We start from the raw sequence: 21,715 nt of genomic DNA, 5'->3' as shown, positions 1-21,715 counted from the left end.
TGAACCACATGCCGCGTACCCCGATGGCCCTGCTCTCCCCCGCCGATCAGGAACGCCTGCGCGCCCTGCGAATGATGAAGGCGATTGCCGTCGGCGCACTGGTGTTCATGGCGATCGCGTTCGTGATCGCGTTCTGGCTGCAGAGCCGGTATCCGTGGCTGGCGTATGTTCGTGCGGCCGCAGAAGGTGGCATGGTCGGCGCGCTGGCGGACTGGTTCGCGGTGACGGCCCTGTTCCGCCGTCCCCTCGGCCTCCCGATTCCGCACACGGCGATCATCCCGAACCGCAAGGATGAGATCGGCCGCACCCTGGGCGAGTTTGTGGAGACGAACTTCCTGGCAGCGGACGTGGTGCGCACGAAGCTCGCGAGTACGGCGATCGCGCATCGTGCTGGCGAGTGGCTGCAGCAGACGCCGCACGCCGAGCGCGTGGCCGCCGAAGGCGCGTCAATCGCCACCGGAGTACTCAAGGCGCTCAGCGACGACGACGTGCGCGACCTGATCACGGATCTCGCCCGCGAACACTTGGTGTCCCCCGAATGGGGGCCGCCGGCCGGTGCCTGGCTAGAGAAAATCGTCGAGGCGGATGCGCATCACGGCGCCGTTGATCTCGCAGCCGACAGTATTGCCGCGTGGCTGGAGTCGAACGCGTCCTCTTTCACCGGACTAGTCTCGCGCCGGTTGCCGGGGTGGGTTCCGAAGCTTGCTCATCGTTTCGTCGACGACACGGTTTACCACGAGGCCGTCAAGTTCGTTCATGCCGTGCAGGCCGATCATCGGCATCCGGCACGCCTCGCAATCGACGGCTATCTGGGTCGGCTGGCCGACAACCTGCAGAACGATGAGACGACGCGCGCGAAGCTCGAAAATGCCAAGGCGTCACTGTTCGACAGTCCGCGTGTCGGTGCGTTGGCGGCCGAAGCATGGAACACCGCAAAAGCTGGCTTGCTGACTGCGCTCGCCGATCCTCAGAGTGGCCTGCGGGTGCGCGCGGCCCAGGCTGTGCAAGAGATCGGCGAACGGTTGACGACGGATGCCACGCTGCAGAAGCGCGTCGACAGCTGGGTGTCGGAGGCCGCGGTCTTCCTCGTCGATCGGTACCGGCACGACATCGCGTCGATCATTACCGACACAGTTGAGCGCTGGGATCCGGCTGAGACCACCGAGAAGATCGAGCTCATGGTCGGACGCGACCTGCAGTACATCCGTCTGAACGGCACGGTCGTCGGAGCCTTGCGGGTCTAGCGATCTTCACGATCGCGCACGCCATCATTCCCGGCGTCTGAGACAGGAGAACCCAATGGCCCTCCCACACGATCCGTTTTGGCCCCGTGCGGGTGATTGGCCAGCATTCGATGGCAACGCCGACGCTGTGCTGCTCGGCGTTCCGGCCTGGCGGACATCACTGTCACCGACCGGCGCGCACGCGACTCCAGCTGCAGTGCGCGGAGCTCTGTCTCGTTACAGCGCGACGCTGATGGGCCCGCCAGTGGTTGATCTGAATGATGTGCTGCGCATTGCGGATGCCGGCGACATCGCCGAGCCCGATAGCGAGGCGGGGATAGCATCCGTTATCGACCGAGTGCGCGGGCTGGTTCCGGCATTCGTGATTGCGCTGGGTGGTGACAACTCCGTCACCTATCCGGTGGCTCAGGGGGCTGGCGCGACAGGGCTGATCACCTTCGACGCGCACTTCGACCTGCGTGACGGTATCTCTAACGGGTCGCCGGTGCGGCGGCTGGTTGAGGATGCTCCGGAGGGCGCTCGGATCGATCCGACCAGGATCGTGCAGATCGGGATCGCCGACTTCGCGAACTCGGCAGCGTATGCGCAGCGTGCGCACGACTGGGGTATCCGGGTAATTACTCTCGACGAGGTACGCGGGCGCGGCATCGACGAGGTTGTGACCGAAGCTCTCGAGGTCGCCGGTGCCGGCTCGTCACCGCGCATCCATCTGGACGTTGATGTGGACGTGTGCGATCGCTCGGTCGCGCCGGGGTGCCCGGCGAGCGTTCCGGGTGGGCTCGCTGCGTGGGAGCTGCGGGCGCTCACGCGTGCGGTGGCGTCTGACTCACGTGTGGTAAGCGCCGACCTCGTTGAGGTCGATGCGACCGCCGATACTGAAGACGCCCGGACGGTGCGCCTTACCGCCCTCTGCGTGTTGGAGTTGCTCGCGGGGGTTGCGTCTCGGGCCGCTGCTTAGGCCTCTACGTCGTTTGGTTCGGATGCTTGGTGTGCACCTGCTCGAGGAAGATGGTCTGGCCGTCGATATAGAACCAGATGCGCGCATCGCCTTGAGCAGTCGGCTTGTGCTGCCAGCGCACATAGCTCCTACCGCCGCGCGTGATCCTGCCAAGTTCTTCGCCCTTCAGCGGGTAGTTCGTCGGAGTGCGTTCCGTCGGCGTCCGGGTCAGGAAGTCCCACGAGTCCGCTAAGGGCCCACGAATTGTCGCGACCAAATCCCGCCATCCTCTCTGCGCGCTGACTGATGCGAAACAGATCGTGTATTCAGACTTCTTCGTCGGTCTCGGGACCTGGTCGTTCTTCGGCACGATCAGGGGCGCTCGACCGGCATTTGGAATTCGAGCCACTCGACTGGTGACGCTGTGAGGCCCGCGGCGATCGCCGTCGCGGTCTCACGCCAGGAGGTGAGCTCTGCCACTGCGAGATGAGCCTGCCCAGTGGAGAAGGATGCTCGCGCGGCGTCGACGAGATCCCGTGCGCAGCTCGCCTGATCTGCATCCGACAAGGCGAGCATCCACTCGAACTTTCGAGCCATGCGCGAGGCGAGCGTGCCTTCGTCGTCGAGCGTGACGGTGATGAGGTCCGCCGCGAACTGCAAAAGCAGCGCGCGCGCATCTACCTCGCGTTGAGACATCAACACGAGAGTCTCACCGTCGCGCCGGGTGACCCGGACCGGGTGCTTCTCCGCCTCGGCGAATACGTCTGCGGAGTGCTTGCTCAGGTCGGATGAGCGCCGAGTCGTCGTACCGACGCCGTGGAGGAGAGTCATGATCACAATCTATTCGGAATGTATTCGGAAGTACACTCTTGGTGCGTCGCGTGTCAATGCGCATCTGGTCTTGCATCCGATTCATGGCGGGCAGCGTACGCGCTGACATACGGACGGGACTGCTGCACGAGGCGTCTCGAATCCGTAGGGATACGAGACGGGATCGCCGTGGGATGTCTCTTCCTGCGGTCACGCTGGGGCAGGCCGGCTACGTCCCTCCATTAGAGTCAGCGGCGACCGCATTGCTGACCCCAAGAACGCCAGGAAGTCGCTTCCGAGATGGCTGATGGCGGGTTACGCAAAGCAATCGATCATGAAGGATCTGGCTGAGCGTGGGGTCGTCACCGTTCATCATGAAGGGGCCTCGACGACCAGCGTGTCCAGGCATCCCCGGCCTGAAACCAGGAGTGCTGCCGCCCGCGTTCATAACTCCTCCAGGACTGCACGGAAGTAACCCTTTCCGGCGGATTCTCGCCGTTTTGGCGCGGGTCTTGATGAGTTATGAACGGTGACCGGCGCGCACCCCGTCCTTCCAGACAGTGTGAACCAGTGGAACGCCCGGGCGATATGCCAGGTGCACGTGCGTCGGAGCATCCAGAAGCACGAGGTCAGCACGCGCACCCGGTGCGATGAGCCCGACATCATCACGGCGCAGCGCACGAGCACCGCCAGCCGTTGCCGACCAGAGCGCTTCGACCGGCGTCATGCCCATGTCGCGCACGGCAATTGCTATGCAAAACGGCATAGACGAGGTGAAACTCGACCCGGGGTTCGTGTCGCATGCCAGCGCCACCGTCACCCCGGCATCGATGAGTCGACGCGCATCGGGGTACGGCTGTCGCGTGGAGAATTCAACACCTGGTAGCAGCGTGAGCACAGTGTCGGATGCCGCGAGCGCAGCGACGTCGCCATCGGTGAGGTAGGTGCCATGGTCAACGGATGCCGCGCCCAGCTCAACCGCGAGTCGCACACCCTCACCGGGGCCGAGCTGGCTGGCGTGCACGCGCGGGACGAGACCGCGCACGATTCCTGCTTCAAGCACACGGCGCGACTGCTCAACGGTGAATGCGCCGGTCTCGCAGAAAACGTCGATCCAACGTGAGTGCGGGGCGCAGGCATCCAGCATTGCGCCGGTGACCAGATCTACATACTCGTCGGAGCGATCGACATACTCGCCAGGAACAACATGCGCTCCAAGGAATGTGACCTCAGGCGTGACCTCAGCCGCAAGGCGCACGAGACGCTCTTCGTCGGCCACGGAGAGTCCATACCCGCTCTTGATCTCGATGGTCGTCGTGCCCTGGGCGAGTAGTTCGGCGATGAAACCGCGGAGACGAGAGCGCAGCTCATCGTCGGATGCGGCACGTGTGGCCACGACGGTGGATCGAATGCCACCAGCGGCATACTTCTCCCCCGCCATCCGCGCTTCGAATTCTGCCGCACGATCGCCGGCGAACACGAGGTGGCTGTGGCTGTCGACGAAACCGGGGATGACGGCGCGCCCGCCGACGTCGACCGTGTCAGCCGCAGACGGAGCCTCGGCAGCCGATCCCACCCACGCGATGCGGCCGCCCTCGATCAGGACTGCGGCATCATGCAGCATCCCGGCGTCCGAGTTGGTCGTCAGCTCCCCGATGTTCGTGATGAGGGTGCGCATCAGAGCATCGGCACTTTGAGTCCGCGTTCGCGGGCGACCTCGCGGGCACGCTCGTACCCGGCATCCACGTGACGCATGACGCCGGTGCCGGGGTCGTTGGTGAGGACCCGCTCGAGCTTCTCTGCGGCGAGCGCGGTGCCGTCTGCGACGGTGACCTGACCGGCATGGATGCTGCGACCGATCCCGACCCCGCCGCCATGATGCAGCGACACCCACGACGCCCCCGACGCGGTATTGAGTAGTGCGTTCAACAGCGGCCAGTCAGCAATTGCATCTGAGCCGTCAGCCATCGCCTCGGTCTCGCGGTACGGCGAAGCAACGGAGCCGGCATCCAGGTGATCACGGCCAATGACGATCGGCGCCTTCAGCTCACCCGACGCCACCATCTCGTTGAATTTCAATCCGGCGAGGTGCCGCTCTTTGTAGCCCAGCCAGCAGATGCGGGCCGGCAGCCCCTCGAAGCGCACCTTCTCTGCGGCCTGCTCCAACCAGCGATGAAGGGCGGCGTCTTCGGGAAACAGCTCCTTCACCGCGCGGTCGGTAGCGGCGATATCGGCGGGATCACCGGAAAGCGCGACCCAGCGGAACGGCCCCTTGCCCTCCGCGAACAGCGGGCGAATGTACGCCGGCACGAACCCGGGGAACGCGAAGGCCCGCTCGAAGCCACCCAGCTCTGCCTCGCGGCGAATCGAGTTGCCGTAGTCGAAGACCGCGGCGCCAGCATCCTGAAAAGCCACCATCGCGGCCACGTGCGCGGCCATCGACTCACGCGCGCGCAGAGTAAATCCCTCCGGGTCGCGCTGGGCGTCGCCCTTCCAATCTGCCACCGAGATCCCGAGAGGGAGATATGCCAGCGGATCGTGCGCACTGGTCTGGTCGGTGACTATGTCGATCGGGATGCCGCGGCGATGCAGCTCCGGGAAAACCTCTGCCGCATTGCCGACGGCTCCGACCGACAGCGCGTTGCCGGCGTCTTTGGCGGCGAGGACGCGAGCGACCGCGGCATCAAGATCTGTCGTGTATTCATCGAGGTAGCCATGCTCCACCCGGCGCGCGAGACGCGTCTCGTCGACGTCGACGATGAGCACTGCTCCCCCATTCATCGTGACGGCCAGGGGCTGTGCCCCGCCCATCCCGCCCGCGCCACCGGTCAGCGTCAGCGTCCCCGCAAGAGACTCGCGACCGAGTGAGCGCGCGACCGCCGCGAAGGTCTCATACGTGCCCTGCAGAATCCCCTGTGTGCCGATGTAGATCCACGACCCGGCCGTCATCTGTCCGTACATTGTCAGCCCGAGCGCCTCGAGGCGGCGGAACTCCGGCCACGTCGCCCAGTCGCCGACGAGGTTCGAGTTCGCGATGAGCACCCGCGGTGCCCACTCGTGCGTGCGGAACACGCCAACCGGCTTGCCGGACTGCACGAGCAGGGTCTCGTCGGGCTCGAGCTCATCGAGCGTGCGAACGATGGCGTCGTACGCCTCCCAGTTACGCGCAGCCTTGCCCGTGCCGCCGTAGACAACGAGATCTTCGGGGTGCTCGGCGACCTCAGGATCGAGATTGTTCATCAGCATGCGCTTTGCTGCTTCGGCGCCCCAGCTTTTCGCGCTGCGCTCTGGGCCGCGGGCGGCGTGAATGTCGCCTCGCCCTTCGCCCCGTGAACCTGTCAGAGGAGCAGGGGTCGGCATCCCAGCCTCAGGAATCGAAGTATCAGACATTCGCGTTCTCCTTCGCAGTACGGGCGACAGCGCCCGATCGGACGAGTTCAGTGACGGCTTCGATCTCAGGCGAGAGAAACCGATCGGGTCCTGGCCCCTCGACGACGGTGCGCACCAGGTCACGGACGGCGCCGGTCGCAGGCCCCGCTTCGAGCGGCGCGCGCAGGTCGAGAGCGCGCGCGGCGGTGAGTACTTCGATCGCCAGCACTCGGGTCAGTCCGTCGATCGCGCGGCGCAGTTTCCTTGCAGCCGCCCATCCCATCGATACGTGGTCTTCTTGCATCGCAGACGAGGGAATCGAATCGACGGATGCCGGAACGGCGAGCCGCTTCAGCTCCGACACAATTCCCGCCGCGGCATACTGCGCGATCATGAGCCCAGAGTCGACGCCAACCTCGTGGGCGAGGAATGGTGGTAGACCGCGGTTGCGGGCGGGATCCAGCGCACGATCTGTGCGACGCTCCGAAACGGAGGCAACGTCGGCGACCGAGATCGCTAGAAAGTCAAGGACGGCGGCAACCGGTGCGCCATGGAAGTTGCCATTCGACTCGATGCGTCCGTCCAGCGTGATCACCGGATTGTCGATGACGCTGGCGAGCTCACGCGATGCGATCGTCGCCGCGTGTGCGAGCGTGTCTCGCGCGGTGCCGTGCACCTGCGGCGAGCAGCGCAGCGAATACGCGTCCTGTACCCGGCCGTCCTCGGGACCCGCGTGACTGGCGACCATTGGAGAATCAGCGAGAAACGCCCGCAAATTCCCGGCGGACTCCCCCTGCCCGGTCTGCGGACGAAGCGCCATCAGGTCAGCGGCGAACACCGCGTCGGTGCCGAGCTGCGACTCAACCGACATCGCTGCGGCGAGATCAGCCGTGGTGAGAAGCATCTCCAGGTCGTGCAGCGCAAGCACGAGCATCCCCAGCATCCCGTCCGTGCCGTTGATGAGAGCGAGCCCCTCCTTCTCAACCAGCACGAGCGGTTCGATCCCGGCAGACGCCAGGGCATCGGATGCCGCAACCAGAGCACCGGATGCATCACGCACCTCGCCCTCCCCCATCGCGGCGAGCGCGATGTGCGCGAGCGGGGCGAGGTCTCCCGAGCATCCGAGCGACCCGTATTCACGCACGACCGGCACGATCTGCGCATTCAGCATCGCCGCGTAGTTCTCAGCGACGACAGGACGCACACCGGTGCGACCGGAAGAGAGTGTCTGCAGCCTCAAAAGCTGGAGCCCCCGTACGACTTCGCGCTCTACCTCGTCGCCAGTTCCGGCGGCGTGCGAACGGATCAGGCTGGCCTGCAACTGGTGCCGACGATCGGGAGCGATGAAGGTCGACGCGAGCGCTCCGAACCCGGTGGAGACACCGTAGTGCGGGTGGGGGTCAGCGGCGAGCGCATCGACCACGTTACGGGTCTGTGCGATGCGGTCGACAGCAGCGGCATCGAGCTCGACGCGAGCGCCGCGACGGATGACAGCAACGACCTCGGTCAGAGACAGTGGGGCGGCGCCGACAACAACGGTTTCACTCATGTCTTGATTCCACACCGCCAGAGTGGCGCGAAACAGTGGATGCTGGCATCCTGTGTCTGTGATCCCAGACAATGCTCCGCAGGTTCCCGCGGCCGAGCACACCCTGCGCATCCTTCGGCACCTCGCTGCACGCTCGACACCGGTAGCTGCCTCTGCGATCGCCAGAGAGCTCGAGCTACCGAGGTCAACGGTCTATCACCTACTTGCGACCCTCGCCCAGCACGGGTTCGTGTTGCATCTGAGGGAGCAACAGCGCTGGGGACTCGGCACCTCAGCGTTCGAGCTCGCCGGCGGCTACATGCGCCAGCAACCGCTAGCCCGACTCGGTCGCCCCCTTATCGCTGCACTTGCCGACCGGGTCGGTGAGAGCGCCCACCTCGCAATGATGAGCGGCGCAGACGTGCTCTACATCGTGGAAGAGCGTGCACCGCGACGCCCCACTCTCGTCACCGAAGTGGGCGTGCGCCTTCCCGCGCATCTGACCGCGACCGGTCGGGCGATGCTCGCTGCTCTTCCACGCGAGCAGGTGCGGGCGCTTTACCCGGATGCCACGGCATTCCCCACCCGCACCGGGCTCGGGCCGGGCCGCCCGAGCGAGCTGCGCGACATTCTGCGTGGCATCCGCACTGCCGGATTCGCCACCGAAGACGGCGAAGTCAGTACGGGGCTGTCATCCGTCGGCGTCGCCGTTATCGATCACTCCGATTGGCCCGTCGCAGCGGTCGCCGTCACCTGGCCAGAAGATCGTGCGGCTCCCCGAGATATCACTGCGATCGCCGCGGCCGTCTCCGACACCGCGCACGAGCTGGCTCGACGACTACAAGGCCGAACACGTTCCGACCCTCACCGCACAAAAGAGTCGAGCCCCCAGACCCCGACAGGCACTGAGAGCTCGACTCAAACCGTCGTCGTGTCGATCAGCCGTTCGCGCCCTTGCGAGGTTTGATGAACGACTCCGGCTGCTGCTTCGCGCGCTTCGCGGCACGCTTCTCTTTCAGTGAGGTCTGGGCGACCTTCTTGCTGCCGCGTGTTTGCGGTTCCTTACCTGACATGTGACTCGCTTCCCCTTCGGTTGGATGGCGCGTGTCCTCTGACCATAGCCTCAAACCTAGGGAAGTCAAATTTCCTGCTGAACAGGAAAAAAAATATCGATCACGCTTCTCCCACTACGCTCGAAGAGTGCTCGAGACTCTCACCGGATTCGCCGTCGTGGGACTCGCCATAGCTGTCGGGTATCTCATCGGTCGCATCGACCTGCTCGGCCCGCACGCACGGCACGTTCTGGGGCGCCTGACGTTCTTCGTCCTCTCGCCATTCCTGCTGTTCGTCGTGCTCGCGCAGGCTGATGCCAGGGTGCTGTTCTCGTCGTTACTGCCCGTTTCGGCGGTCGCCGCTGTCGTCGTCATCGCCGCCTACACACTGGTCGCTAAATACGTGTGGAAGCGCAGCATCGGCGAGACCCTGATCGGTGCGCTGTCAGCTGGTCAGGTCAACTCGAACAACATCGGCATCCCGCTGTCGCTCTACCTTCTCGGCAGCGCGGCGTATCCCGCACCCGTCATCCTCATGCAGCTGCTGGTGTTCACACCAATCTCGCTCACGATCCTCGACACCGTCACCAGCGGAAAGACGTCGGCATGGCGCACCTTCGTGCGAACAGCGACGAACCCGATCATCCTGGGCTCCCTGCTCGGCACCATCGTCTCGGTGCTGAACATCCAGTTGCCGCCCATCGTCATCGAGCCGGCCACATTGCTCGCGAACGCTTGCGTGCCTGTGCTGCTCATCAGCTATGGCATCTCGCTGCACGGGCAGAAGATACTCGGCACGTCGGGGCATCGTCGCGACGTGCTCCTGGCCAGCACCCTCAAATTGCTTGTGATGCCCACCATCGCGTGGGTAGTCGCACAGTTCGTCTTCGGACTCTCGGCTCATGAAGTACTCATCGTCGTCGTGCTCGCAGCCCTTCCCACCGCACAAAACGTCTTCAACTATTCGCAGCGGTACGACATCGGCGAATCGATCTCCCGCGACACCGTGTTCATCACGACAATCGGATGCGTACTTATACTGCTCATTGCCAATTTGTTGTTGGGTTGAACGTCCGCTACTGAGAGAGTGTGATCATGAGCGCTCTTCGTATCCTGCATCTCAGTGACACCCACTTCTCCGGTGATGACGGTCGCCATTACGGCGTGGTCGACACCGCTGAGCATCTGCAACGCGCGCTCGCGTACGTGGCGCATCGCGAGTTCGATCTCGTCGTCTGCTCTGGCGATGTGAGCGAGGACGGCTCTGAAGAGTCGTACCGAAAGATTCGGGATGCTGTGACGCCCTGGGCGCGCGCACGCGGAGCACGAGCGGTGTTCGCGATGGGCAACCATGACCGCCGCGAGGGCTTCCGTGCGGTGCTGGGCGGAGGGCAACCGGATGCTGGTGAGCGAGAGCTCGATGGCATCGATCTGGACCGTCCGGTGGCATCTGTCGCCGACCAGGACGGCTGGCGCATTGTTGTGCTCGACAGCTCAGTGCCCCGCGCCGGGTACGGCAACCTCGAGCCCGAGCAGAAAGAGTTCCTGCGCGAGACACTCGACACTCCCGCCGTGCATGGCACCATCGTCGTGATCCATCATGCGCCGATTCGTGCACAGACCGACCTGTTGCAGGCTCTCGCACTCGATGAGAGGGATGGTCGCGACCTCATCGACATCGTGCGCGGCACGGATGTACGCGTCATCCTCTCTGGCCACTATCACCTGCCGATCGTCGAGATCGTCGGAGGGGTGCCGGTGACGGTTGCCCCCGGCGTGACGAACATCTCCCTGGCGCTCGGCGATCGTGCTGAAGAATCAGCGATCGACGCCTTCGGCGGAGCATCCGTCGAAATCGATGGCGACCGCGTGCGCGTCGTGCCCTTCATCGAGCGGCTGACGCCGGCTGATGTGGTCTTCCACTACGACGCCAACGTGGTGGCACAGATCGTTCAGGATGCCGGGCGCAAGCGCTGACCCCACAAACGGAAAAGGCTCCGCCGATGGCGGAGCCTTTTCTGACTGTCTCAACACAGTGTGGACCTAAGGGGATTCGAACCCCTGACCTCCTCGATGCGAACGAGGCGCGCTACCAACTGCGCCATAGGCCCGTGAACCTCAGCTAGATTATCACGCTCGAAAGAGGTTATGCGCCGAGGGTGCTCATCCCACTGCGCGACGTGCGAGCAGTTGACGCACGTGATCTTCGATCTCGGCGTCATCCACAATGCCCATCCGCGCGTACGGCGAAGCAGGCTCTTTTGCCGCAGGCAACGCGACAGGTGCGGGCGGTGCCATCTCTTCTGCGCGCTGACGCAGTCGCGCCACCCGCTCGGCGCGCTGCAGCTCTTGTTTGGCTTCGATCTCGGCGCGGGCAGTCTGAGCGAGCGAGCCTGCCACCGACACCAGCGGCTCGGGGAGCGCCCTGGGCGTCCACGATGCTCGACCCTGATCGTGCAGCGGCGGCGACGCCCGAGGCGCCTCAACCTCCACACGAACCTGCACAGGATGATGGGCGGCACGACCGGCGACCGCCGCCATCTTCTGCAGCGTGATCGCGGCTGCGACAGCGAGCACACCACCGATCCAGATCAGCAGCTGCGCGCCACTCGCGATAACTTGCCAGACTCCAAGCCCCGCCACGGCGAGACCGACTACCAACAGCACGGTGGCCGACATCCGCACCTGACGTCGCGCCCGCGCCTGACGCACAATCGGGTCGGCGCGCGTGGCCGCGAGTTCTGCGCGAAGCAGTTCGAGTTCGGCGGTCTCTTTCTCAGACTGCACACGCTTCGCAAGCTTCTGCTGCGCGAGCACGGTACGGGCGTTGAGCTCGAGGCGCACCTCTTGGGGTGTCTCGCTCGTCTCAGCAAGAACACGCAGGGCCTGGTTCAAGCGCACGGCGTTCCGCTCGGCCGCGTTGTACTGGTAGCGGCCACGCCACGAGGGCAGCAGATACAGCATCCAAAGCAGCACTGCGACGAGGACGATAACGCCCCCACTCAGCACCGGCCCATTCATAGGGACAACGGTATGCGACCGAGCCCCCAACTCGCCCTCACTCCGGGCGCGTGTCGCTGGTGACTGCGTGGAAATTTCAGATACTGCGTGCGAATCTCAGATTGAGAGGCGATCCGAGGGTGGGATGCTGGCAGCATCCTGCGGCACTTGCCCGTTCACCCAGCGCGACAGAACGCCCCGGGGCACATCTTCACGGGTGAGCGCAAAAGCGTAGTGATCACGCCAGTCGCCATCGATGTGGATGTAGCGGCGGCGCAACCCCTCGTAACGGAAGCCGAGCTTTTGAACGACGCGCAGACTCGCTTCGTTCTCGGGTCGGATGCAGATTTCCATCCGATGCAGGCCGTATTCAACGAACGCCGCGTCAGTGGCAAGAGCAACGGCAGCCGGTGTGATCCCCTTGCCTGCGAACCGCTTGCTGACCCAATAACCAATTGTTGCCGAACAGAGCGACCCCCGCGAGACGCCCCAGACATTCAGTTGGCCAGCGATCTCACCGTCGTACTCCATGACGAACGGATATCCACTGCCATCGCGATACTGCTGCAAAAGTCGGCGGATGCTGAGACGCATATCAAACGACGATGATCCGTTCGGGATCGTCGCCTCCCACGGCTGCAGCCACGCGCGGTTGCTGAGCATCTCTTGCTGCAGTACACGCGCGTCACGGGTTCGGATGAGCCGCAACTCGACCGGACCGTGACGGTGCCCCTGCAAGAGATCCATCCTTGACTCGAACCGGCGCGCCTACAGGCGCTCGCCGAACTCCTTCAGCCACGGGCGAAGCTCGGCTCCGAGGTCATCGCGATCGACGGCAAGCTGCACAATCGCTTTGATGTAGTCGACGCGGTCACCAGTGTCGTAGCGGCGGCCACGGAAAATGACACCGACTACGCCGGGGCCTTCCGTATCCGCAGCCATCTCCTGAAGCGCGTCAGTGAGCTGGATCTCGCCGCCCTTACCAGGCTGAGTGCGCTCCAGAATCGGGAACACTGCGGGCGACAGCACGTAGCGGCCGATGATAGCGAGGTTAGAAGGAGCGTCTTGCTGAGCAGGCTTCTCTACGAGCCCAGTCACACGCACGACGTCTTCATCATCGGTAGCTTCAACCGCAGCGGCGCCGTACAGGTGGATGCTCGACGGATCGACCTCCATCAGCGCGACGACGCTGGACCCAGTGCGCTCATGCACCGCAATCATCGTCGTCAGCAGCTCATCGCGCTCATCGATCAGGTCGTCGCCAAGCATGACGACGAACGAACTGTCGCCGACGTGGCTCTTGGCGCGCAGCACTGCGTGGCCCAGGCCCTTCGGCTCACCCTGGCGAAGGTAATGAATGTCTGCGAGGTCGCTGGACTTCATGACTCGCTCCAGGCGACCCATGTCGCCCTTCTCAGCGAGCTTCACCTCGAGCTCCGGCACGGAGTCGAAGTGATTCGAGATCATGTTCTTGTTACGGCCGATAATCACGAGGATGTCGTCGATCCCCGCGGCAGCCGCTTCTTCGACCACGTACTGGATCGCCGGCTTATCGACGACCGGAAGCATCTCCTTCGGCATCGCCTTAGTGGCGGGCAGAAAACGGGTGCCGAGACCCGCTGCCGGAATGACTGCCTTCATCTTGTGGTTTCCCATTCCGTCAGCTTAGCGGGGGCACTGTATGTCATGGCACGTAGAATCGGAGCATGTCTGTGGATGTCGAGCACGAGAAGCGCGCACTGCGCGCCGAGTTGCGCGAGCGCCGTCAGCTTCTTTCTGACGCTCAACGGGATGCCGCGGCATCCGGCATCGGCGAACAGCTCGACGCTCTCGTCGAGGCCCATGATGCCCATTCCATCTCATGCTTTCTGTCGACGACGACAGAACCCGGAACCCGTGCATTCGTCCGCAGCGCCGTCGAGCGTGGCATCCGCGTGCTCTTGCCGGTGACCCGTGCCGACGGACTGCTCGACTGGGCTGTCGCTAACGATTCTGAAGACATCACTGAAGGAATGTTCGGACTTCCTGAGCCTACCGGCGAGGTACTCGGACCGATTGCAGTGAACGACGTCGATCTCATGATCATCCCCCGCGGCCGCTGTAGACCCGAGCGGAATGCGCCTGGGTTGGGGTCGCGGGTACTTCGACAAGACCATTGGATCGATGGAGCGCTGCCCGCCGGTGTTTGCAGTGATCTACGATTCCGAGATACTCGATTCCCTCCCGCGAGAGGTGCACGACCAGCCGGTGACCGGCGTCGTGACGCCGACCCGGACCCTCAATCTGTCGCCAGCGCGGCACTGATCCCTCCGAGACGAATATGCCTACCTATGCCTATGCCTGCACCTCGTGCGGCCACCGCTTCGATGCGGTCCAGAAATTCTCCGATGCCTCCCTTACGGTGTGCCCTGAGTGCGGCGGCGACCTGCGCAAACAGTACGGATCGATCGGTGTGACATTCAACGGCTCGGGGTTCTATCGCACCGATTCCCGGAGTGGCTCTGGCGCAAAGTCGGATGCTTCGACATCATCGAAGTCGGGGTCGTCGACGAGCACCACTCCGGCGTCCGCGCCGGCTCCCGCCTCGACCTGAGGTTTCAGTAACAGTTGGGAGCTCCCATGTTTCAGGGATTCAAAGAATTCATTACCAAGGGCAACGTTATCGACCTCGCTGTTGCGGTGGTCATCGGCGGTGCATTCACAGCCATTGTGAACGCCGTCGTCGCCAGCATCATCGAACCGCTGGTAGCCCTGTTCTTCAAAGCGGATGCCGCAGGCAACTTCGGTCCGCAGCTGACGAGCATCTACGGCGATCCTGTGACGTTCCCCCTCGGCGGCCTGATCTCAGCGATCATCAGCTTCCTCGCTGTCGCGCTCGTCGTGTACTTCGTCTTCGTCGTCCCGATGAACAAGTACAAGGAGCGCCAGGCTGCGAAGAACCCCGCGGTCGAGGAGGAGACCCTGCCGACCGAGCAGGAGCTGCTCATCGAGATCCGCGACCAGCTGCGCAAGAACAACACCCTCTGATCACCATCTGAGGGTGTCGAGGCTCTCATCTCCGCTTGATTCCAAGTGCGAGATGGGGCCTCTTCTTCGTGGTGGCCTCAGTAGTGCGGCGGGACGTCGTCAAATAGTCGGGCGTCGTTGGGTCCTCGGCCGGTCACCGGCTTCTTCGCTGGCGCGTCCTTCGTCACCGCATCCGGCGCAGGATCGGTGCCCTCCACCGGCGTCAGCCGGGCGCGACGACTGCCGGGAACCCGCACGACACGCTGGCGCTTCGGGACGGCATCTGGCCTATCTTCAGATGCCCTGTCTTCAGACATCGCCGTGACGGTCTATCGGCTGCGTGTCATTGTCGGCCTTGACCGCGTCAGCCGCGATGCCGAGGACCGCCGCAATACGGGATGCCGCAGTCACCGGATCGCTATACAGATCAAAGGCGTGTACGCGTACGTAGTGCCAGCCGAGACGGCGCAGCACATGCGGGCGTAGCCGCAGGGTCTCGCGCAGCGACTCGCCGAGCGACTCTGGGTCGCTCTCGATGATGACGGCTTTGCCGTTGTGCTGAGCGACGAGCGGCAACAGTCCTCGATAGTCGACATCAACGGATGCGCCCAGCCGGCGAAGTTCGCGAGCGAGAGCGAGCGTGAGCGGGTCGCAAGGTCTTCCAGCCGTGACTCGCGGCTCCGCGTGGCAAGGCCGCCGAGGATCGACATCAGAGTGGATGCTCCGTGCTCAAGTCGTCCGTCATCGAACGAAGATGGACGAATCGATGACACCAGCACCATCGAGCGACGTGCCCTCGTCATGCCGACGGTCAGCAGCCGTTCGCCGTCCGGAGTCGACAGGTCGCCAAAATCACTGAGCACTCGGCCGTGCTTCGTAAGCCCATAGCCGAGCGAGAAGATCACGCGGTCGCGGCTCTCAGCCACCGACTCTTCGAGCGTCAGCACGGCGAATGGCTCGGCTGTATCGCGGCCGACGAAGTCCGCAACGTCGGAGCGGCCAGCGAACGCGGTCGTCACTGCGGCGCGGACGCGCTCTGCATGGCGGGCACTCGCGGTGATCACCATCAGCGACTCGGACGGCCGGTGTACCGCATGCTCGACGACGAGAGTGACTACGCGGGCGACTTCGGCATCGGGGCTCTCTACGGCACCGGAGATCGGATCGGGCGCACCCGTACCGCCTTCGACATAGTCGACGGTGAGACTGCCTCGCCCGAGATACGAACCTGCCCACGGCAGTGAAGTGATTTCGCCACCGTAGAACGCATCGTTGATGAGCTCGGCGAGGTCTTCGCCACCGGCCCGGTAGCTGCGGGTGAGTGTCATGACGGGCAACAGCTCCGCGAGACGCTCGAACACCGAGACCTCATCGAAAGGCACCTCGGGTTCCCATTCGCTGTCCGGATCGACCGCCAGGTCAAAGAGGGTCGGACGCTGCGTCACCGGGTCGCCGAAGGCAACCACCTGGCGCGCACGGCGAATGGCAGGAGCGGCCTCAGCGAGGTTGATGGCGGCGGCATCCACCAGGAGCACGGTGTCAAACTCCACCGAATCTGGAATCTCGGGCACCTGATAGGGCGATGAGATCCAGGCCGGTGCCAGCACGTTCATCAGCGTCGGGGCGGCCGAGATGATCTCTGCCGTCGACGGCGTGCCCTGGGTGAGCGCGCGCCGCAGATGCTGTGACTCAGTCGGCTCGTCAACGATCGCGATGCGCCACTGGTTCGCCAGCTGCCAGGCAAGCAGCGGGCCCGCCATTGAGGCGTGGGCTTCGTCCACGAGACGGAAGTCGCGCTCGAGGCGGTCAACGACTGCGGTGTTGGCGCCGAGCAGTGCACGGTTGTCCTGCAGCGCACGCTCGAGCAGCGACTGCCACCAGGCGAACTCAAGCTCTTCAGCGACCTGATCTTCGGCGATGTGACGCACAGACAAGTCAGCCAGCAGCGGCTCAAGACCGAAGGCGGCGAGCTTGTCGCGCACGATCGCGCGCTCGACCAAGTTGTCGAAGACGTCCGACCGCGCGGCCAAGCCTGCAAGAGTGCGCACGAGTCGTTCAACCTGCAGCGTCGCGAGCGGCTCACGGCGACCGAGCGCCGTGTCGAGCTCTCCAAGCTCCGCGGTGACGCGCTGCCATGAGCCATAGACCTCAGAGAGACCGAGGGGCACTTCTGGTGCGACACCAGCATCGACGAAACGCTGCCACTGCGTGCGCTGCTGCTGAATCCGAAGCAGCGCTTCGTGCATCTCAGTGATATGCACACCGGGACGCACGTATTCCTTGGCGAGGCGACGCAGCCGTCGCCGGTTCGCACCAGACATCGCCGGGGCGTCTCGCCTCGAGCCATGAGCTTGAATGAGCTCGCCGAGCGGCCGCTCGAAAACAGTCGGGCTGAAGCGATCGAGCGAGTCGCGAATACCCTCGAGCAAGCGCAGGTACTCCCCCAGCTCATCGATCGTCGCGAACGGACGCATACGCGTCTGAGAGATGAGTTCGTATCCACGCTCGAGCAGGGCGGGCACGCTCGAGGCATGCAGACGTCCGGCGAGTTCATGGGCTGCGCGCGCGGCCTCAGTGCTGCTGAACGTCACGCCGTACCAGGGCGAGTCATTCGGGCCGAAACGGAATTCGCCCAGGCGGGCAGCCTGGATAAGAGCGTTGGCCGCCTCAGTCCGGTCATTTGCGAGCCGGCGCAGCGTCTCTGTGCTCAACCGGGCGGTCGTTGACGGGGGCGTCGGAAGCGAGGCAAGTCGCGTGAGCTGTCGGGTGGCATCGAGCACAGAGGCATCGAGTCCCACAACGGGGCTCGTGAGCGCCTTGCGGTAGTCGAGCAGCACTGTACGCAGACGCACCAGAGCGTCATCGACATCGCCGACCTTGGGTGCTTTCGCCTTCTCGTTGCGCCCAATCGCGCGGACGAGATCACGGCGGATACTGGCCGGCGACACCGCGAGACTGTCGAGGGCAATGCCACTCAACCGGTGACGCACACCGTCGAGCGTGGATCGCCGCGCCGAGACAACGAGCACACGCTTGCCCGCACGCACAAGTTCTCCCAGCGCGTTGATGACTGTCTGCGTGCCACCGGTGCCAGGAAGCGTGGCAACCGCGAGCGAATGACCTGCGACGATGCGGGCAAGAACCGATTCCTGCTCGGCGTCTGCGTCAAGCAGAAGCATGTCGGAAGCCGGCGCACGATCATCAGGACTCGTGACGTGCGGCTGCGCACGCGAGGTCATAACCTGCTCGCGGTCATGGACGTGACCCGCGAGCGCATTGAGCAGCGTGTGATCCAGCGTGCGGCTGTCGTGGGCCATTGCTGCGCCAACGTCGGCAAACGTCGACACGACGAGTCGTGGCAACACAGTGAACGTGTCGATCGAACGGGTCGCTGCCCGCAGGCTGTCGATGACCGGCTGAGGTTTGAAGATGCCGCCGTCGTAGGCGAGGGATGCCAGCGCTTCGGCATCGATCGTGATGCCGAAGTGTTCGCGGGCGATGCGCACGAGCTCGGGGTTCACCTCGAAGGCACCCTGCAACTTCAGTTCGAAGTCAGTGTGATGTCTGCGGATAGCGAGTGGGCGCAGCAGCACTGGCGCGGAGAAGCTCGCCCCGCCGATACGCCAGCCCGCGATGCCGACGGCGAGATGAACGGCCTCGATGCCGCGCACGGTGCGCAGTTCGGTGTGCTTGGCAGTGATCCGCTCTGCCGCCAGACGCGCGGTGCGAAGGCCAACCTCGTCGCGGAAGAGATTGGAGAGCAACGTTGATTTTCCGGTGATGAACTGCGGCAAGCTGCCCGGATGCGCCTTGGAGATATCGATCGCACCTTCGACGGTGTCGCGATAGGTGATCAGCGGCGACGGGCCGCCAAGATCGGCAGCCTCGGCGCGTAGCCGAGCGCGTTCGGAGTCGGCGATGTGCGCGACCGCGATGGCCATCTGGTCTTCTTGTTGGTCGCCCAGGGTCATCGCGGCTTCCGTTGCCGCGGCATCCGCAGCTTTGTCATCACGTCGCCACACATAGAACAGACTAGGCTCCGGCACCCCGCACTCCCTGTATCCCGGGCGGGTTTCACCGGATTAGGCCACTTTTCCTGCACTTCAGCACCCATTTCGCTACTTCTCCCCCGCTGGCGGGATCAGCACGGTGCGATGCCTCCACACCCGTCAGGATGGGCTCATGACATTCCGCTACGACTTCGCTCCCACTCCGTTCGGCGACGCCTCGTGGTGTTCTCCGACGAGGGAATCGTGCGCTTCGACCTGTCCGAGTCTGCCGATCCCACCGTTCCCTGGTTGCTGGAAGACATCTCGACACGTCTGCACGATGTGCCCGTGCCCGATCCCGGTGCGGCCGACGAGCTGGCGCACCTTCTGGACGATTACTTCGGAGGAGTACCGGTGCGCTTCGACGAACACCTGCGATTGGATTGGCGCCTAACCGACGGATTCCATCGCGCGGCGCTGCAAGCGATCAACACGATCAAGTGGGGCGAGACGATGAGCTATGGCGAGGTCGCAGTACTGGCTGGGAGCCCGGGCGCTGCTCGTGCCGTCGGCACCGCGTGCCGGCTGACGCCGTTCTCGATCATCGTCCCGGTCCACCGGGTGGTGCGCTCGGACGGCAGTCCCGGTCAGTACGGTGCTCATCCCGAGCACAAGCGCTATCTGCTCGACCTCGAGCGATAGATGACACGAACCCCCGGCGGGTAGGCCGCCGGGGGTTCGTGTCGTTCCTCACACTCAGCGTTCAGCGGGCGTCAGTGATCCGTCGCCTTCTCGGCACCGAATCCGGTGAGTGAGCGCACTTCCATTTCGGCAGCGAGCTGAGGCGACTCTGGCGCTCGGCTCGTGATCGTACCGAGCCAGCCGAGGATGAATCCCAGCGGGATCGAGACGATACCGGGATTGTTCAGCGGCCAGATCGCGATGTCGATCGTCGGGATCATCGCGGTCTCCGAGCCGGAGAACACCGGCGAGAGCACGATCAGCAGGATCGCTGAGCCGAGCCCGCCGTACATACTCCACACCGCACCGCGCGTGTTGAAGCGGCGCCAGAACAGCGAGTACAGAATCGTCGGCAGATTGGCAGATGCCGTAACCGCGAAAGCGAGTGCAACGAGGAAAGCAATGTTCTGCCCTTGCGCGCCAATGCCGCCGATGATCGCCAAAATGCCGATCACAATCACCGTCCGGCGGGCCACCTTGACCTCAGCGTTGGGGTCCGCGGCGACCGGCGTGCCCTCGGCGTTCTTCTTGTTCTTCTGGATGACGTTCGCGTAGATGTCGTGCGCGAACGACGCAGCCGCCGTGATGGTGAGACCTGCGACCACCGCCAGGATCGTCGCAAATGCGACCGCGGAAATGAATCCGAGCAGGATCGGTCCACCCAACTTCGCCGCGAGTAGTGGCGCCGCCGAGTTGACTCCGCCCGGCGCATTCTGGATCGTCTCTGCGCCGACCAGTGCACCAGCACCGTAGCCGAGCACCAGCGTCAGCAGGTAGAACCCGCCGATGAGCCAGATCGCCCACACGACGGAGCGACGAGCCTCCTTCGCGGTCGGCACCGTGTAGAAGCGCATCAGCACGTGCGGGAGACCAGCCGTTCCCAGTACGAGCGCGAGGCCCAGAGACAGGAAGTCCCAGGGGTTGGCGCCGTATTGCAGTCCAGGAGCGAGGATCGCGTCGCCGTTAGGCGAGTTGGCGACTGCAGCCTCCAGGAGGGTGTTCAAGTTGAAGCCGTGCAGTGCCAGCACCCAGATCGTCATCGCAATGGCACCGGCGATGAGCAGGAAGGCCTTGACGATCTGCACCCAGGTGGTGCCCTTCATCCCACCGATCAGCACGTAGACGATCATCAGAAGCCCGACCACACCGATGACGATCGACTGCCCGACCTTGCCATCAATGCCGAGCAGCAGTGAGACGAGACCGCCGGCTCCTGACATCTGCGCGAGCAGGTAGAAGAAGCAGACGGCGAGCGTGGTGATGGCCGCGGCCATCCGAACCGGTCGTTGTTTGAGGCGGAAGGACAACACGTCAGCCATCGTGAATTTGCCGGTGTTGCGCATCATCTCGGCCACCAGCAACAGGGCGACGAGCCACGCCACAAGGAACCCGATCGAGTACAGGAATCCGTCGTAGCCATTCACCGCGATTGCACCGCAGATACCAAGGAAGGATGCCGCAGAAAGATAGTCGCCAGCGATGGCGAAGCCGTTCTGCGGGCCAGTGAAAGATCGACCGGCGGCGTAGTAGTCAGCGGCGGTCTTATTGTTGCGACTTGCGCGGATGACGATGAAAAGCGTTACCGCAACGAAGGCGCCGAAGATGGCGATATTGAGGACGGGATTGTTCTCAGCGGAAGGCACAGCCTCGGTGGGGAAGATGTTCATGCCTGCGCCTCGACCTTCTCAAGCTCTTCGCGGATCTCTTGCGCTATCGGATCGAGCTTGCGGTTTGCGAATGCGACATAGCCCATTGTGATGGCGAATGTCGAGACGAACTGCCCGAGGCCCAAAAGCAATCCGATGGTGATATCCCCCCACACCCGCTGCCCCATAAACTCGGTGGCGAATGCAGCCAGCAGCACGTAGACGAAGTACCAGATCAGAAAAAGCGCGGCCATCGGGAAGATGAAAGAGCGCTGCGTGCGCTTTAATTTCTGCAATCGTGGGGATTCTTCGACAGCGATGTAGTCGATTGCACCTGCCGATTCAGAGTCGATTCGGTCGGTCATGGGGCCTCCTTGCCTCATGTAGCGGACT

At 64.0% G+C, this 21,715-nt stretch carries 20 protein-coding genes, 1 tRNA gene and 3 pseudogenes; 9 read left to right on the top strand and 15 right to left on the bottom strand.

Features of this window, described 5'->3' with window-relative positions; genetic code table 11:
* Positions 1 to 8: 8 nt before the first annotated feature.
* Positions 9 to 1,285: pseudogene (locus DC31_RS07040) on the top strand (DUF445 domain-containing protein).
* Between the two features lie 14 nt (positions 1,286 to 1,299).
* Positions 1,300 to 2,202, top strand: a complete 903-nt coding sequence (locus tag DC31_RS07035) for an arginase family protein (protein ID WP_036278541.1) — start codon at positions 1,300 to 1,302, stop codon at positions 2,200 to 2,202.
* A gap of 4 nt (positions 2,203 to 2,206) precedes the next feature.
* Here DC31_RS07035 and DC31_RS07030 read toward each other — a convergent pair whose 3' ends face one another.
* The 5 genes from DC31_RS07030 to hutH form a co-directional block, all read right to left on the bottom strand.
* The gene (locus DC31_RS07030; protein ID WP_036278539.1) at positions 2,207 to 2,551 is read right to left on the bottom strand and encodes a hypothetical protein; all 345 of its coding nucleotides are present in this window, start codon (positions 2,549 to 2,551) and stop codon (positions 2,207 to 2,209) included.
* A 2-nt stretch (positions 2,552 to 2,553) separates the two neighbouring features.
* On the bottom strand, positions 2,554 to 3,012 hold the full coding sequence (locus DC31_RS07025) for a hypothetical protein (protein ID WP_036278875.1): 459 nt from the start codon (positions 3,010 to 3,012) through the stop codon (positions 2,554 to 2,556).
* Positions 3,013 to 3,511: 499 nt separating this feature from the next.
* Positions 3,512 to 4,669, bottom strand: a complete 1,158-nt coding sequence (hutI, locus tag DC31_RS07020; protein WP_036278537.1) for an imidazolonepropionase — start codon at positions 4,667 to 4,669, stop codon at positions 3,512 to 3,514.
* Entirely contained in the window at positions 4,669 to 6,351 is a 1,683-nt protein-coding gene (gene hutU, locus DC31_RS07015; protein WP_051606624.1) for a urocanate hydratase, read from the bottom strand. The genes hutI and hutU overlap by 1 nt, the downstream gene beginning before the upstream one ends.
* Before the next feature lie 22 nt (positions 6,352 to 6,373).
* Positions 6,374 to 7,909 (bottom strand): histidine ammonia-lyase, encoded by a 1,536-nt coding sequence (gene hutH / locus DC31_RS07010; protein WP_036278535.1) that lies wholly within the window; start codon positions 7,907 to 7,909, stop codon positions 6,374 to 6,376.
* 52 nt (positions 7,910 to 7,961) lie between these two features.
* Between hutH and DC31_RS07005 the strand changes: the two genes are divergently transcribed.
* A complete protein-coding gene (locus DC31_RS07005; RefSeq protein WP_081813760.1) occupies positions 7,962 to 8,855 on the top strand; it encodes an IclR family transcriptional regulator in 894 nt (297 codons plus the stop codon).
* On the opposite strand, the gene DC31_RS19895 is transcribed toward DC31_RS07005, so the two are convergent.
* Positions 8,827 to 8,961 (bottom strand): hypothetical protein, encoded by a 135-nt coding sequence (locus DC31_RS19895; RefSeq protein WP_268748221.1) that lies wholly within the window; start codon positions 8,959 to 8,961, stop codon positions 8,827 to 8,829. The genes DC31_RS07005 and DC31_RS19895 overlap by 29 nt on opposite strands.
* 127 nt (positions 8,962 to 9,088) lie before the next feature.
* Between DC31_RS19895 and DC31_RS07000 the strand changes: the two genes are divergently transcribed.
* Both DC31_RS07000 and DC31_RS06995 read left to right on the top strand, forming a co-directional pair.
* Positions 9,089 to 10,009 carry an AEC family transporter gene (locus DC31_RS07000; RefSeq protein WP_036278533.1) on the top strand — a complete coding sequence of 307 codons (921 nt, stop codon included), beginning with the start codon at positions 9,089 to 9,091 and terminating at the stop codon, positions 10,007 to 10,009.
* A 26-nt stretch (positions 10,010 to 10,035) separates the two neighbouring features.
* A complete protein-coding gene (locus DC31_RS06995; RefSeq protein WP_036278869.1) occupies positions 10,036 to 10,917 on the top strand; it encodes a metallophosphoesterase family protein in 882 nt (293 codons plus the stop codon).
* A 61-nt stretch (positions 10,918 to 10,978) separates the two neighbouring features.
* Here DC31_RS06995 and DC31_RS06990 read toward each other — a convergent pair.
* From DC31_RS06990 to DC31_RS19285, 5 genes are all read right to left on the bottom strand, one after another.
* Positions 10,979 to 11,051 (bottom strand) — tRNA-Ala (locus tag DC31_RS06990).
* 52 nt (positions 11,052 to 11,103) lie between these two features.
* Positions 11,104 to 11,961 (bottom strand): hypothetical protein, encoded by an 858-nt coding sequence (locus DC31_RS06985; RefSeq protein ID WP_036278525.1) that lies wholly within the window; start codon positions 11,959 to 11,961, stop codon positions 11,104 to 11,106.
* 96 nt (positions 11,962 to 12,057) lie between these two features.
* The gene (locus DC31_RS06980; RefSeq protein WP_036278523.1) at positions 12,058 to 12,687 is read right to left on the bottom strand and encodes a GNAT family N-acetyltransferase; all 630 of its coding nucleotides are present in this window, start codon (positions 12,685 to 12,687) and stop codon (positions 12,058 to 12,060) included.
* Between the two features lie 21 nt (positions 12,688 to 12,708).
* A complete protein-coding gene (gene galU, locus DC31_RS06975; RefSeq protein ID WP_036278521.1) occupies positions 12,709 to 13,596 on the bottom strand; it encodes a UTP--glucose-1-phosphate uridylyltransferase GalU in 888 nt (295 codons plus the stop codon).
* Positions 13,578 to 13,784, bottom strand: coding sequence for a hypothetical protein (locus DC31_RS19285; RefSeq protein WP_235201411.1), 207 nt, complete (start codon positions 13,782 to 13,784; stop codon positions 13,578 to 13,580). The genes galU and DC31_RS19285 overlap by 19 nt, the downstream gene beginning before the upstream one ends.
* On the opposite strand from DC31_RS19285, the pseudogene DC31_RS06970 reads away from it, so the two are divergent.
* The 3 genes and pseudogenes from DC31_RS06970 to mscL all read left to right on the top strand — a co-directional run bounded on the left by DC31_RS06970 (position 13,692) and on the right by mscL (position 14,967).
* Positions 13,692 to 14,244, top strand: a pseudogene (locus tag DC31_RS06970) (5-formyltetrahydrofolate cyclo-ligase). The gene DC31_RS19285 and the pseudogene DC31_RS06970 sit on opposite strands and share 93 nt — an antisense overlap.
* Before the next feature lie 16 nt (positions 14,245 to 14,260).
* Positions 14,261 to 14,533: an FmdB family zinc ribbon protein gene (locus DC31_RS17545; protein ID WP_036278520.1), complete on the top strand. Its 273-nt coding sequence runs from the start codon at positions 14,261 to 14,263 to the stop codon at positions 14,531 to 14,533.
* Positions 14,534 to 14,559: 26 nt separating this feature from the next.
* Entirely contained in the window at positions 14,560 to 14,967 is a 408-nt protein-coding gene (mscL, locus tag DC31_RS06960) for a large conductance mechanosensitive channel protein MscL (RefSeq protein WP_036278519.1), read from the top strand.
* Between the two features lie 77 nt (positions 14,968 to 15,044).
* Here the strand turns inward: mscL and DC31_RS17540 are convergent, their stop codons facing one another.
* Together DC31_RS17540 and DC31_RS06955 are read right to left on the bottom strand one after the other, a co-directional pair.
* Positions 15,045 to 15,263: a hypothetical protein gene (locus DC31_RS17540; protein WP_081813758.1), complete on the bottom strand. Its 219-nt coding sequence runs from the start codon at positions 15,261 to 15,263 to the stop codon at positions 15,045 to 15,047.
* Positions 15,256 to 18,917 (bottom strand): annotated as a pseudogene (locus tag DC31_RS06955) (AAA family ATPase). Before DC31_RS06955 ends, DC31_RS17540 begins: the two are co-directional and overlap by 8 nt.
* A 258-nt stretch (positions 18,918 to 19,175) precedes the next feature.
* Between DC31_RS06955 and DC31_RS06950 the strand changes: the two are divergent.
* A complete protein-coding gene (locus DC31_RS06950) occupies positions 19,176 to 19,637 on the top strand; it encodes a methylated-DNA--[protein]-cysteine S-methyltransferase (RefSeq protein WP_235201383.1) in 462 nt (153 codons plus the stop codon).
* Between the two features lie 71 nt (positions 19,638 to 19,708).
* Here DC31_RS06950 and DC31_RS06945 read toward each other — a convergent pair whose 3' ends face one another.
* Together DC31_RS06945 and DC31_RS06940 are read right to left on the bottom strand one after the other, a co-directional pair.
* Positions 19,709 to 21,343: a solute symporter family protein gene (locus tag DC31_RS06945; protein WP_036278518.1), complete on the bottom strand. Its 1,635-nt coding sequence runs from the start codon at positions 21,341 to 21,343 to the stop codon at positions 19,709 to 19,711.
* Complete coding sequence (locus tag DC31_RS06940; protein ID WP_036278516.1) at positions 21,340 to 21,687, bottom strand: DUF485 domain-containing protein; 348 nt, start codon at positions 21,685 to 21,687, stop codon at positions 21,340 to 21,342. The genes DC31_RS06945 and DC31_RS06940 overlap by 4 nt, the downstream gene beginning before the upstream one ends.
* Between the last annotated feature and the right edge of the window lie 28 nt (positions 21,688 to 21,715).

It is taken from the genome of Microbacterium sp. CH12i, assembly GCF_000685355.1.
GTDB lineage: Bacteria > Actinomycetota > Actinomycetes > Actinomycetales > Microbacteriaceae > Microbacterium.
Note: the sequence above shows the minus strand (reverse complement) of the source record. Positions and strands in the feature narration are given on the sequence as shown.